12 protein-coding genes are annotated in these 12631 nt (G+C 72.5%); 10 read left to right on the top strand and 2 right to left on the bottom strand.

All coding sequences use genetic code 11. The features are described 5' to 3' along the window. Positions 1-31 precede the first annotated feature (31 nt). From rseP to HJG45_RS29435, 10 genes are all read left to right on the top strand, one after another. Complete coding sequence (gene rseP / locus HJG45_RS12220; protein ID WP_254452466.1) at positions 32-1171, top strand: RIP metalloprotease RseP; 1140 nt, start codon at positions 32-34, stop codon at positions 1169-1171. Positions 1172-1319: 148 nt separating this feature from the next. Continuing rightward, on the top strand, positions 1320-3674 hold the full coding sequence (gene bamA, locus HJG45_RS12215) for an outer membrane protein assembly factor BamA (protein WP_254452465.1): 2355 nt from the start codon (positions 1320-1322) through the stop codon (positions 3672-3674). 20 nt (positions 3675-3694) lie between these two features. Continuing rightward, positions 3695-4480 (top strand): OmpH family outer membrane protein, encoded by a 786-nt coding sequence (locus HJG45_RS12210; RefSeq protein ID WP_254452464.1) that lies wholly within the window; start codon positions 3695-3697, stop codon positions 4478-4480. Between the two features lie 13 nt (positions 4481-4493). Continuing rightward, entirely contained in the window at positions 4494-5513 is a 1020-nt protein-coding gene (gene lpxD / locus HJG45_RS12205) for a UDP-3-O-(3-hydroxymyristoyl)glucosamine N-acyltransferase (RefSeq protein ID WP_171612394.1), read from the top strand. 19 nt (positions 5514-5532) lie between these two features. After that, complete coding sequence (fabZ, locus tag HJG45_RS12200; RefSeq protein ID WP_171612393.1) at positions 5533-6021, top strand: 3-hydroxyacyl-ACP dehydratase FabZ; 489 nt, start codon at positions 5533-5535, stop codon at positions 6019-6021. Continuing rightward, the gene (lpxA, locus tag HJG45_RS12195; RefSeq protein ID WP_254452463.1) at positions 6018-6887 is read left to right on the top strand and encodes an acyl-ACP--UDP-N-acetylglucosamine O-acyltransferase; all 870 of its coding nucleotides are present in this window, start codon (positions 6018-6020) and stop codon (positions 6885-6887) included. Before fabZ ends, lpxA begins: the two co-directional genes overlap by 4 nt. Then, a complete protein-coding gene (locus HJG45_RS12190; protein ID WP_171612392.1) occupies positions 6884-7744 on the top strand; it encodes a UDP-2,3-diacylglucosamine diphosphatase LpxI domain-containing protein in 861 nt (286 codons plus the stop codon). The genes lpxA and HJG45_RS12190 overlap by 4 nt, the downstream gene beginning before the upstream one ends. Continuing rightward, positions 7741-8130 carry a lactoylglutathione lyase gene (gloA, locus tag HJG45_RS12185; protein ID WP_171612391.1) on the top strand — a complete coding sequence of 130 codons (390 nt, stop codon included), beginning with the start codon at positions 7741-7743 and terminating at the stop codon, positions 8128-8130. Before HJG45_RS12190 ends, gloA begins: the two co-directional genes overlap by 4 nt. Before the next feature lie 19 nt (positions 8131-8149). Further along, positions 8150-9553, top strand: coding sequence for a YcjX family protein (locus tag HJG45_RS12180; protein ID WP_171612390.1), 1404 nt, complete (start codon positions 8150-8152; stop codon positions 9551-9553). Further along, positions 9550-10455, top strand: coding sequence for a DUF697 domain-containing protein (locus HJG45_RS29435; RefSeq protein ID WP_171612389.1), 906 nt, complete (start codon positions 9550-9552; stop codon positions 10453-10455). Before HJG45_RS12180 ends, HJG45_RS29435 begins: the two co-directional genes overlap by 4 nt. A gap of 151 nt (positions 10456-10606) precedes the next feature. Here the strand turns inward: HJG45_RS29435 and HJG45_RS12170 are convergent, their stop codons facing one another. Together HJG45_RS12170 and HJG45_RS12165 are read right to left on the bottom strand one after the other, a co-directional pair. Beyond that, complete coding sequence (locus HJG45_RS12170) at positions 10607-11569, bottom strand: tripartite tricarboxylate transporter substrate-binding protein (RefSeq protein ID WP_171612388.1); 963 nt, start codon at positions 11567-11569, stop codon at positions 10607-10609. 4 nt (positions 11570-11573) lie between these two features. Continuing rightward, positions 11574-12593: a tripartite tricarboxylate transporter substrate binding protein gene (locus tag HJG45_RS12165; RefSeq protein ID WP_171612387.1), complete on the bottom strand. Its 1020-nt coding sequence runs from the start codon at positions 12591-12593 to the stop codon at positions 11574-11576. Positions 12594-12631 lie beyond the last annotated feature (38 nt).

The raw sequence follows: 12631 nt of genomic DNA, 5'->3' as shown, positions 1-12631 counted from the left end.
CGCTGGGCAGCGCCGGCTGGAGGGCTGGGCCTTGGAGCTTCTGGGTAGTCTGTGGAACGCGTTGCCGGCCCTGCCGCGCACGCTCATCGCCTTTGCCGTCGTACTCGGCGTGCTGGTCTTCGTGCACGAGCTCGGCCATTACCTCGCGGCGCGCTGGCGCGGCGTGCATGTCGAGGCCTTCTCCATCGGCTTCGGCCGGCCCGTGCTGCGGGGGCGGGACCGCCATGGGACGGAATGGCGCCTCGGCTGGATCCCGCTCGGCGGCTACGTGAAGATGCATGGCCAGGAGACGCCGGAGGACGTGCCGCCCGAGGTGCGCGCCACCTGGCAGGAGGGCCGCACCTTCCACGGCAAGTCGGTGGGCAGCCGGGCGATCGTGGTCGCTGCCGGGCCGATCGCCAATTTCCTGCTGGCCATGGCGCTGTTTGCCGGGCTGTTCATGACCTCCGGCCGGCCGGTGAGCAACACCAGCCTCGCCGCCGTGGTCGAGTCCTCGGCCGCGGCGCGCGCTGGGCTGCGCGCCGGCGACGAGATCCTGGCGCTCGACGACCATCGGGTGACGCGGTTCGAGCAGGTGCAGCGCTACGTGCAGCAGCGCCCTGGCCAGTCGATCGCGATGCTGGTCCGCCGCGACGGCGAGGAGACCACGCTCACCGCGGTGCCGGAGTCGCGCGAAGGCGCGGGCGGCGCGGGCGGCGCGGTCGGCGTCCTCGGCGTGCAGGGCGGCGCGGTGCGCTTCGAGCGGCTCGATCCCGTCTCGGCCGTCGCGGCCGGCGTGGTGCAGACCGCCGACATCACCTGGCAGACCCTGGCCGGAATCGGCGAGATGATCGTCGGCAAGCGCAGCGCCAAGGAGCTCGGCGGCCCGATCCGCATCGCCGAGATCAGCGGCGAGGCCGCCTCGCTCGGCTTCGGCGCGCTGGTCAACCTCATGGCCGTGCTCTCGGTCAGCCTCGGCCTGCTCAACCTCTTCCCGATTCCCGTCCTCGATGGCGGTCACCTGATGTTCTATGCCGCCGAGGCGATCCGCGGCCGTCCCCTGCCGCCGCGGGTGCAGGAATACGGCTTCCGGGCCGGCTTCGCGCTGCTGATCGCCTTGTTCCTCTTTGCCTCGAGGAACGACATCGTCGAGGGCGGCGTCGGCCGCTTCGTCGCGCGCCTTTTCGGTTGAGCGCGGGCGGGGCCCCACGGCCGATGGGATGCCGCCGGGCCACGCCGGCGGCATCCCGGATCGGGGCTGCAGCGGGTGGGGTGGCGGGGCGGGGGTGCTGCGGCTATTCTCCGCGCCGCCAGCGATCCCCAGCCGCACGGGTCCGAACTTGTCCCTCTCGCCTCGCGTCCTCCTGCTCGCCACCGCCTGCCTGACGCCGGCCCTGCTGCCCATCGCGGCGGATGCGCAGTCGCGCGCCAGGCCTCCCGCCCATGCCGCGCCGCAGCGCGCCGCGGCCGACGGCATCGTCCAGGCCATCGATATCCGCGGCAACCAGCGCATCGAGGCGGACACCATCCGCTCCTACATGCTGTTGCAGCCCGGCGACGTCTTCGACGCCGACCGTCTGGACCGCAGCCTGAAGTCGCTCTTTGCCACCGGCCTCTTCAAGGATGTGCAGGTGCGGCACGAGGGCAACCGCGTGGTGGTCGAGGTGCAGGAGAACCCGATCGTCAATCGCGTCGCCTTCGAGGGCAACCGCAAGATCTCGGACGACGTGCTGCGCAACGAGGTGCAGATGCGCGCCCGCGCCGTCTTCACGCCGCAGGCGGTGCAGGCGGACCGGCAGCGCATCCAGGAGCTCTACGCCCGCCGCGGCCGCTTCGCCGCGGTGGTCGAGCCGAAGCTGATCGAGCTCGACCAGAACCGCGTCGACGTGATCTACGAGATCCAGGAAGGCGATGCGGCGCTGGTCGCCCGCATCAACTTCGTCGGCAACCACGAATACAGCGACAGCAAGCTGCGTGAGATCGTGGCGACGAAGGAGCAGGCCTGGTATCGGATCTTCTCCTCCTCGGACCAGTTCGATCCGGAGCGGTTGTCCTTCGACCGGGAATTGCTGCGACGCTTCTATCTCCGCAACGGCTATGCGGACATCCAGATCACCAACGCAACCGCCGAGCTGGCGCCGGACCGCAGCGGCTTCTTCATCACCTACACGCTGGACGAAGGCCCGCGCTACAAGGTCGGCAAGGTCGACGTCATCTCGAACCTGCGCAACCTCGACGCCACCAGCGTCCGGCGCCTCGTCGATATCGACACCGACGACTGGTATGACGGCGACAGCGTCGAGCGGGTGGCGCAGTCGCTGCAGGATGCGGTCAACCTGCGCGGCTATCCCTTCGTCGACGTGCAGCCGCGCATCCAGCGCGACCGCGAGGCGCGGCGCGTCGACCTCACCTTCGAGATCAACGAGGCGCCGCGCGTCTATGTCGAGCGCATCGACATCAACGGCAACACGCGCACCCAGGACCGGGTGATCCGCCGCGAATTCCGCATCGCCGAGGGCGACGCCTTCAACGCGGCGCAGATCCGGCGCTCGCGCCAGCGCATCCGCGACCTCGGCTACTTCTCGGACGTGCAGGTGAGCTCGGCGCCCGGCTCGGCGCCCGACCGCGCGGTGCTGACGACCCAGGTGGCCGAGCGGGCGACGGGCGAGGTCTCGATCGGCGGCGGCTACTCGACCGATGCCGGCGCCCTCGCCGATGTCGGCCTGCGCGAGCGCAACCTGCTCGGCACCGGCATCGACGGGCGCATCAACGGCACCCTGGCGCAGCGCCGCAGCCAGCTCGACCTCTCGGTCACCGATCCCTACTTCCTCGACCGCAACCTCGCGGCCGGCGTCGACATCTTCTTCGTCCAGCGCAACCTGCTCAGCATCTCCGCCTACCGCGAGCGGCGCGCCGGCTTCGCGCTGCGCGCCGGCTACGCCTTCAACGACCGGCTGCGGCAGACCTGGGCCTACACCCTGACGGACCGCGAGGTCTACGACATCGCGCAGAACGCCTCGCGCTACATCCAGGAGCAGAAGGGCGAGACGCTGCTGTCGCAGCTCGGCCAGACGCTGACCTACGACTTCCGCGATTCCATCATCGACCCGCGGCGCGGCGGCGTGGTGCGCGTCGGCACCGACTTTGCCGGCCTCGGCGGCGACGTCGCCTATATCCGCGCCCGGCTGGACGGCAGCTACTACATCCCCTTCGAGCAGTATCTCGGCGATCCGGATTACGTGCTCTCCATCTCCGCCGGCGTCGGCTATCTCGAGCCGCTCTTCGGCAAGGACGAGCGCATCATCGACCGCTTCTTCCTCGGCGGCGAGAACCTGCGCGGCTTCCGCATCGCCGGCGCCGGGCCCCGCGACCTCGATACCCGCGACAGCCTCGGCGGCCGCTTTATCTGGACCCAGAGCACGGAGATGCGCTACCCGCTGCCCCTGCCGGCCGAACTCGGGCTGGTGGGCCGGGCTTTCGTGGATGTCGGTGCGCTGTCGCAACTGGACAAGAGCTCGCCAGGGCTGGCGGGCGTGCGGATCGCCGATGACGGCTCGCCGCGGGTCGGTGCCGGCGTCGGCATCTCCTGGCGGAGTCCCTTCGGCCTGATCAACATCGACTTGGCCCAGGCCGTGGTGAAGAAGTCCTACGACGAGACACAGGTCTTCCGCTTCGGCTTCGGCACCCGCTTCTGACCACGGGAATTCCCCAGCCCATGTGCCTCACCCTCGCTTCGGTCCGGCCAGCCATCCGCCTGCTGGCCATGGCCGCCCCCGCCCTCCTGGCGACCGCCCTGCCTGCCACGGCGCAGCAGCAGCAGGAATGGTTCGTGCCCAACCAGGGACAGCAGCAGCCGCAGCAGCGCCAGCAGCGCCCGGCCCAGCAGAACCAGGCGCGGCAGCAGCCCCAGGCTGCGGCGACCCAGGCCCCGGCGCCGCTGCCGCCGGGCCAGCAGCCGCCGACCGCGGTCATCGGCATCGTGGACGTGCCCGAGATCCAGCGGGTCTCGACCGCCTTCACCCAGGTGCGCGACGAGATCGAGCGGCGGCGCCAGCGGCTGAACGACGATCTGCAGCGCGAGCAGAACAACTGGCGCGAGCAGCAGCAGCAGCTCGCCAACCAGCGCAACGCCATGCCGCAGGATCAGCTCCGCGAGCGGGAGCGGGCGCTGCAGGACCGCATCACCGACAGCCAGCGCATCTTTCGCGAGCGCAGCCGGGCCATCGAGCAGGCGGCGCAGCAGGCGTTGGCCGAGATCGAGCAGGGGCTCGGCGGCGTCATCCGGCAGGTCGCGGCCAGCCGCAAGGTCAACCTGGTGCTGCCGCGGCCGCTCGTCATCTTCAACGACCCGCCCTTCGACCTCACGGAGGATGTCGCGCAGCAGTTCAACAAGGTGCTGAAAAGCGTGAACATGCCGCCGGAGTCGAGCGGGACCGAGGCGCCCGCCGCGGCCAACGCGCCGGCGCGCCCGGCCTCGCCGCCGGCGCAGCAGAAGCGCTGATCGGAGCGGCGGCGTGGCGGATCCGCGCTTCTTCCCGACCAGCGGCGCGCAGCGCCTGCAGGACCTCGCGGCCGCGGCCGGGGCGAGCTTCACCGGGGATCCGGAGCGCCTCTTCACCGGGGTCGCGCCGCTGCAATCGGCCGGCCCGGAGGATGTCAGCTTCCTCGACAACCGCCGCTATGCCGGGCTGCTCGCGGGGACTAGGGCAGGCGCCGTCGTGCTCGCCCCGGCCTTCGCGGCGCAGGTGCCGGAGGGCGCCGTCGCGCTGGTGACGCCGCAGCCCTATCTCGGCTTCGCCCGCGTTGCCCGGCTGCTGCATCCGGCGCCGGCACCGGTGCCGGGGGTGCATCCCACCGCCGTGGTCGCCGCGGATGCGTCGATCGGCGTGGGCACGGAGATCGGCCCCTATGCCGTGATCGGCAGCGGCGCGCGGATCGGGGCGAATTGCATCATCCACGCGCATGCGACGATCGGGCCGGCGGTCGAGATCGGCGATGACTGCCGGCTGCACGCGCAGTGCAGCGTCAGCCATGCCATCCTCGGACGCGGGGTGGTGCTGCATCCCGGGGCGCGGATCGGCCAGGAAGGCTTCGGCTTCGCCCCGACGCCGGAGGGCGGCTTCGAAACGATGCCGCAACTCGGACGCGTGCTGCTCGGCGACTTTGCCGAGGTGGGGGCGAATTCCTGTATCGATCGCGGCAGCCAGGGCGACACGGTGATCGGTCCCGGGACGCGCCTCGACAACCTCGTCCAGATCGGGCACAACGTCCAGACCGGGCGCGGCTGCGTGGTCGTTGGGCAGGCGGGCATTTCGGGCTCCACGACGCTAGAGGACCACGTGACCGTTGCGGCGCAGGCGGGGCTGACGGGACACCTCCGTATCGGCACCCAGGCGCGGATCGGCGCCCAGGCCGGCGTCATGAACGATGTTCCGGCCAAGACCGACGTGATCGGCAGCCCTTCCATGCCCGTGCGGGAATTCTGGCGCGCCATGGCGAAGCTCAAGAAGCTCGGCGCCGGGCGCGAGGGTTGAGGGAAGGCAGGCAAGGACCATGGACGCGAGCGAGGCGCAGGCGGCGGAGACCGCAGGCCCAGCCACGGTGGAGGCTTTCGATATCGCGCAGATCATGCGCGCGATCCCGCACCGCTACCCCTTCCTGATGGTGGACCGCGTGGTGGAGGTGCACAAGAACGCCTCCGCCATCGGCATCAAGAACGTCACCATCAACGAGAATTTCTTCCAGGGACATTTCCCGGAACACCCCGTGATGCCAGGCGTGCTGATCATCGAGTGCATGGCCCAGACCGCGGCCGTGCTGGTGGTCGAGACGCTGGGGCCGGAGGCGCGGGGCAAGCTGGTCTATTTCATGACCGTGGAGAACGCGAAATTCCGCAAGCCCGTCGTCCCCGGCGACCAGATGCGCGTGCACGTGGTGAAGGAGAAGCAGCGCGCCAATATCTGGAAGTTCACAGCCGAGGCGAAGGTCGATGACAAGGTGGTCGCCGAGGCCACCTATGCGGCGATGATCCTGGACCGTTGAGCACCTTGGGACAGATCGACCCGACGGCCCGGATCGCGCCCGGCGCCAGCGTCGCGGAGGGCGCGATCATCGGCGCCGGCTGCCGCATCGGCCCCTTCTGCACCCTCGGCCCCGAGGTGGTCCTCGAGGAGGGCGTCGAGCTCGTCTCGCATGTGGTGATCGACGGGGCGACGCGCATCGGCGCCCGCAGCCGCATCCTGCCCTTCGCCTCGATCGGCACGCCGCCGCAGGACCTGAAGTACAAGAACGAGCCGACGCGCTGCGAGATCGGCGCCGGCTGCCTGATCCGCGAGGGCGCGACCATCCACCGCGCCAGCGTCGGCGGCGCCGGGCTGACCCGCATCGGCGCCGGCTGCATGCTGATGGCCCAGGCGCATGTCGGGCATGACTGCCTCCTCGGCGATGGCGTCATCCTCGCCAACAACGTCATGCTCGGCGGCCATGTGCTGGTCGGTGATGGCGCCTTCATCGGCGGCGGCGCGGCGGTGCACCAGACGGTGCGCATCGGCCGGCTCGCCATGGTGAGCGGTCTCGCCGGCGTCACCAACGACATCCCGCCCTTCGGCTACGTCTTCGGCCTGCCGGCGCGCCTCGTCGGCTTCAACAAGATCGGGCTGCTGCGCCGCGGCATCTCCCGCGATCAGCTGCGCACCCTGCGCCAGGCCAACAACCTGCTGTTCAAGGAGCCGGGCGAGTTCGCCGCCAAGCTCGACCAGGCTGCGGCGCGCTGGCCGGGGGAGGCGTTGGTGCAGGAGGTGATCGCCTTCGTGCGCGACACCACGCGGCGGCGCCAGCTCGTGCGCCCGGGCCGCATGACGGCGCCCGAGCTCGGCGGCATCGATGAGGAGAACGGGGAGGGGGTGTGAGCCCCGAACCCCTCGGCATCCTCGCCGGTGGCGGCCATGTGCCGCTGCAGGTCGCCCGCACCGCCCGCGCCGCCGGGCGGCCCGTGCATGTCGTCGCGCTGGAGGGCTGGGCCGACCAGGAATGGGACGGCTTCCCGGTGCTGCACGAGCGTGCCGGCGCCGCCGGCCGCATCCTCGGCCATCTGCGCGCCCAGGGCGTGCGGCAGCTCGTGCTGACCGGGCGCGCGCAGCGCCCCTCCTTCCTCTCGCTGCGGCCGGATGCCACCGGCGCCCGCCTGCTCGCCCGCATCGGCCGCGCCTTCTTCGCCGGCGATGACGGGCTGCTGCGCGCGGTGGCGCGCGTGCTGGAGGACGAGGGGTTCGAGATCCTTCCGGCGCAGGCCGTGCTGCGGGACATCCTGCCCGCCGCGGGGCTGCTGACCCGGACGGCGCCGGATGCGTCGGCCTGCGCCGATATCGCGCGCGGCATCGCCGTGGTGCGCGCCCTCGGCGCGGTCGATGTCGGCCAGGGCGCGGTGATCCAGCAGGGGCTGGTCCTCGGCGTCGAGGCGATCGAGGGCACCGATGCGTTGCTCGCGCGTTGCGCCGGGCTGAAGCGGGAAGGCCCGGCGGGGCGGCGGGACGGCGTGCTGGTCAAGCTGGTGAAGCCCGGGCAGGATCGCCGCCTCGACCTGCCGACGGTCGGGCCCGAGACCATCCGGGGCGCCGCGGCGGCCGGGCTTGCCGGCATCGCCATCGAGGCGGGCGGCACCATCCTCGTGGATCGGGCCGGCACGCTCGCGGCGGCGGAGGCGGCCGGGCTGTTCGTCATCGCCATCGATCCCGAGCGTTTCACGACAACGGAGAGGACGCCATGAGCAAGTTCCTGCACACCATGATCCGGGTCGGCAACCTCGATCGCAGCGTGAAATTCTACACCGAGCTGCTCGGCATGAAGGAGCTGCGCCGCCGCGACGTGCCGGACGGCAAGTACACGCTCGCCTTCCTCGGCTATGGCGAGGGCAATGCCGAGGGCCAGGGCGAGATAGAGCTCACCTACAATTACGGCACCGAGAAGTATGAACAGGGCAACGCCTTCGGCCATCTCGCGGTCGGCGTGCCGGACGTGGCGGCGACCTGCGAGAAGGTCCGTGCCGGCGGCGGCAAGGTGACGCGCGAGGCGGGACCGGTGAAGTTCGGCACCACCATCATCGCCTTCGTGGAAGACCCCGACGGCTACAAGATCGAGCTGATCCAGCGCTGAGCCTGCCGGCGCGGCACGCATGTCGGGCCTGCTCGATCCCTTCGGCCTGCTGCGCGACGCCGCCTGGGGGGCGGAGCGGTTCGGCCGCTCCCTCATCGGCCAGGAGCGCATCCGCCTCGCCGTCACCGGCCTGACGCGCGCCGGCAAGACCGTCTTCCTCACCTCGCTGCTGGCCAACCTGCTGGCGGCGGGGCGGGGACGCCGCACCCTGCCGGCGCTCGAGGAACTGGCAGGCAAGCGGCTGCGCGCGGTGCGCCCGGCGCCGGCGGGCGTGGAGGGGCTGCCGCGCTTCGACGTCGCCGCGCATCTCGCGGCCCTCGCCGCCGATCCGCCCGCCTGGCCGGCGCGGACCGAGGATCTCTCGACCCTCGAGCTGGTGCTGGAGCTCGACCGGCAGAGCATGCTCGGCGGGCTGCTCGGCACCCGCACCGTCACGCTGGAGCTGCTCGACTATCCCGGCGAATGGCTGCTCGACCTACCGATGCTCGGCGACGACTATGCCCGCTGGTCGGCAGCGACGCTGGAGCGGCTGCGACGCGGCCGGCGGGCCGAGGCGGCGGCCGAGTTCCTCGCCTTCGTCGATGCCCTGCCACCCGGCGCGCCGGCCGAGGACAGCTTGGCGCGACGCGGCTTCGCGCTCTACCGAGACACGCTGCGCGCCTGCCGCGACCGGCTCGGCTTCCGCTTCCTGCAGCCCGGCCGGCTGCTCAATCCCGGCCCGCGCGGCGAGACGCCGCTGCTCTGGTTCTTCCCGCTGCCGCAGCCGGCCCGCGGCGGCCTCGCCACGCTGCTCGCCGAGCGGCACCACGCCTATGTCGAGGCGCAGCGGCGCGACTTCTTCGAGCCCTATTTCCGCCGCTTCGAGCGCCAGGCGGTGCTGGTCGATGTGCTCGGCGCGCTGCATGCCGGGCGCGACGCCTTCGAGGACACGGCCGAGGCGCTGGCAGCGATCGCCGCGGCGCTGCGCTATGGCGGCGGCTGGCTGGACTGGCTGACGGGCACCGGGGTCGACCGCGTCGCCTTCGTCGCCACCAAGGCGGATCACGTGCCGGCGCGGCAGCGCGATGCGCTCGCCGCGCTGCTCGGGCATCTCGTGGCGGCGCCGCAGGGGCGCGCGACGGGCGCCGGCGTCACCACCAGCGTGCATGCGCTGGCCTCCATCCGCTGCACCGAGGATGACGTGGCGACGCTGGATGGCCGCCCGGTAGCCGCGGTGCGCGGCCTGCTGCTCGAGAACGGCCGCAGCGCCAAGGTCTATCCCGGCGAGATCCCGCTGCGGCCGCCGGATCCGGGCTTCTGGGACCATGGCTTCTTCGAGATGCCGGAATTCCAGCCGCCGAAGCTCGATCCCGCCGGCGGCTCGGGCGTGCCGCATCTCGGCCTCGACACGCTGCTGGCGGCGCTGATCGGAGACGTGCTGTGAGCGACCGGCCCCCGCCTTCCTCTCCTCCCGCCTCTCCTCCCGTTGGCCCGCGGGTGATCCTCGAGGAGGAGACGCGCAGCCCGCCGCCGCGGCTCGACTTCGAATGGGAGCAGGCGGTGGTGCCGGTCGCGGCGCCGCGGCCCTCGGTGCGCTGGTCCGGCATCGGCCGGCTCTTCGGCGGGCTGGCGCTGCTGGGCGGCGGGCTGGCGGCGCTGGATGCGGCGAATTTCGTCGCCGACCAGTTCGCCCGCGGCCCGCTGCAGGGCTGGGCGACGCTCGGCGTCGTCGCCAGCGGCCTTGCCTTGCTCGGCGGCGGCGCTTGGCGGGAACTGCGCGGCCTGGCCAGCATCCGCGCCGTCGACCGCGCCCGCAGCGCCTTCCTGCGCGGCGATCTCGCGACGGCGAAGGCCGAGGCGCTCCGCTGGGCCGGCTCGGTGCAGGAGGCGGCGCCGCTGCAGCCGGCGATCCGCAACGCCGCCAGCATCGAGGAATTGCGCGCCCTGTTGCAGCCGGCGCTGGCGACGCTGGAGGCGCGGGCCGCGCTGCTCGGCCGCAACGCTGCGGTGCAATCCTTCGCCGTCACCGCCATCAGCCCCTCGCCGGGGCTGGATGCGCTGATCTTCGCCTGGCGGGGGGTGCGGCTGGTGCGGCAGGTGGCGGCGCTGCACGGGCTGCGGCCGGGTCTCGCCGGCACGCTGTCGCTGCTGCGGCGCACGCTGCTGGATGCGGCGACGGTCGCGGCCACCGATGTCGCGGTCGATGCCGCGGCGCGAGCGCTGCTCTCCAATCGGTTGCTCGAGCAATTCGCCGGCGAGGCGGCGGCCGGCGCGGTGGCGGCGCGGCGGATGCTGCGCCTCGCCAAGGTCGCCGCCGAAGCCTGCCGCGTGGTGCCGCCGGGGTGAATTCCCCACAAGACCGCTGCGCGGCCTTGCGGGGACCCCGTGATTCGCCCTGCGTCCAGGCGGCGTCACAGCCTGCTGCGGCGAAGCCGCGGCAGGGCAACGGGCGGCGATGGTTGCGAAGGACGCTTCTGGGCGTGCCTCGTGTCGCCCCTTACTCCGCCTTGATGCCGGCCTTCTCCGCCACGCCGCGCCAGTAGACGATCTCCCGCCGCACCTGCGCCGCATAGTCGGCGGGGCTGCTGGCCACCACGCTGTAGCTCTGGCTCTCCAGCCGCGCACGCAGTGCCGGCTCGCGCGCCGGGGCGAGGAGCAGCGCGTGCAACCGCTCGACCACCGGGGCAGGCAGACCGGCCGGCATGATGAAGCCCCATTCGCCGAGCACGTCGACCTCCGGCAGCCCCGCCTCCACCATGCTCGGCACCTCCGGCAGCAGCGGCGTGCGGGCCGCGCCGGTGACGGCGAGGGCGCGCAGCCTGTCGCCCTGCACATGGCCGAGCGAGGAGGAGAGGGCGGCGAAGCCATAGGGCGTCTCGCCCGCGACCAGCGCGGCGAGCTGCGGTCCGCCGCCGCGATAGCCGATCGGGGTGATCTCGCGCCCCGTCGCCAGCTGCAGCTGCACCACGGCGAGATGCGTCGGCGCGCCGATGCCGCCATGCGAGAGGCCGAGGCCCGGCCGGGCGGCGGCCTCGGCCAGCACATCGGCGAGGCTGCGGGCTGCGGCCCCCGGATGCGCCAACAGCAGCGCCGGCGAGGTGACGGCGAGGCCGAGGAAGCCGAGATCGCGCTCGGTCTCGTAGGGCAGCTTTCCCTGCAGCAGCGTCGGGTTCAGCACCAGCGCATTGTCGTTGGTGCCGATCGTGTAGCCGTCGGGCGCCGCGGTCGCCACCGCCTGGGTGCCCGGCACCGTCGCGCCGCCGCCGCGGTTCTCGACCAGGAAACTTTGGCCGGAGGCCTCGGTCGCGTGCTGCGCCAGGATGCGGGCGACGATGTCGCTGCTGCCGCCCGGCCCATAGGGCACGATGATGCGCACCGGCCGGGCGGGAAAGCTCTCCGCGCGGCCGCGGAGGGCTGCGGCCGGCAGCAGCGCGGCGGCGAGCAGCCCGCGGCGGCGCACCGGGTCAGCCCTCCAGCCGGACATTGGCGATCTTCGCCACCTCGCGCCACTGCGCGATCTCGCGGCGGACGAAATCGCCGAAGGCCTCCGGCGTGCCGGGCGCCGTGGTGCCGCCGAGCTCGATGAAGCGCGCCTGCATCGCCGGCTCGCGCAGCACGGCGTTGAGATCGGCATTCACCCGGCGGAGGATCGGCTCCGGCATCCCCGCCGGCCCGCAGAGCCCGGTCCAGCCATAGGCGCCGTAGCCGGGCGCGACCGTCTCGGCGATGGTCGGCACCGCCGGGAGCTGCGGCGCCCGCTCGGGCGTCGTCACCGCGATCGGGACGACCTTGCCGGATTGGATGTGCGGCAGGGCCGAGGCGACGCTGTCGAACATCAGCGGCACGTTGCCGGCGAGCAGGTCGGCCATGGCCGGGCCGCTGCCGCGGTAATGCACCATGTTGAAGCGGGTGCCGGTGCGGTGCGCGAAGAGCTCGGCCGACATGTGCTGGCTGGTGGCCGGCCCGGCGGTGGCGAGGTCGATGGCCCCCGGCCGCGCCTTGGCCGCCGCGACCAGCGCCGGCGCCGTGCGCTCGGCGAAGGCGGGATGCGCCACGATCAGCAGCGGCAGCACCACGACATTGCCGATGAAGGCGAAGTCCCGCTCGGCGTCGTAGGGCAGGCGCGGCAACACCGAGGGGTTGACCCCGAGCGTGCCGGAGGTGCCAGCGGTCAGCGTGTAGCCATCCGGCGCAGCCCGGGCGCCAGCCTCCAGTGCCGGGGCGCCGGCGCCGCCGCCGCGATTCTCCACCACCACCCGCTGCGGCCAGCGGCGGGAGAGCTCATCGGCATAGAGCCGGGTGAAGATGTCGGCCGCCTGCCCGGGCGGGAAGGGGACGATGATGCGCACCGGCTTCTCCGGCCAATCCGCCGACCGGTCCGCCGGGGCGCCCGGCGCGGTCTGCGCCGAGGCCGTCCGTCCTGCTGCCGCCCATGTCGGCAACGTCGCCGCGGCGAGCAGCGCGCCGCGTCTGGTCCATGCCATCCCTGTCCCTCCCGGAGCCTTTGCCGCAGGATAGGGGG

Source organism: Roseicella sp. DB1501, from assembly GCF_013112485.1.
GTDB lineage: Bacteria > Pseudomonadota > Alphaproteobacteria > Acetobacterales > Acetobacteraceae > Paracraurococcus.
This window is presented reverse-complemented; position numbering and strand designations above follow the sequence as displayed.

What these genes read in the sequence shown, in the direction of transcription:
- fabZ (WP_171612393.1), top strand. Translation starts at nt 5,533, where the DNA reads ATGGACGCGAGCGAGGCGCAGGCGGCGGAGACCGCAGGCCCAGCCACG.
- gloA (WP_171612391.1), top strand. Translation starts at nt 7,741, where the DNA reads ATGAGCAAGTTCCTGCACACCATGATCCGGGTCGGCAACCTCGATCGC.
- HJG45_RS12180 (WP_171612390.1), top strand. Translation starts at nt 8,150, where the DNA reads ATGTCGGGCCTGCTCGATCCCTTCGGCCTGCTGCGCGACGCCGCCTGG.
- HJG45_RS12210 (WP_254452464.1), top strand. Translation starts at nt 3,695, where the DNA reads ATGTGCCTCACCCTCGCTTCGGTCCGGCCAGCCATCCGCCTGCTGGCC.
- HJG45_RS12165 (WP_171612387.1), bottom strand. Translation starts at nt 12,593, where the DNA reads ATGGCATGGACCAGACGCGGCGCGCTGCTCGCCGCGGCGACGTTGCCG.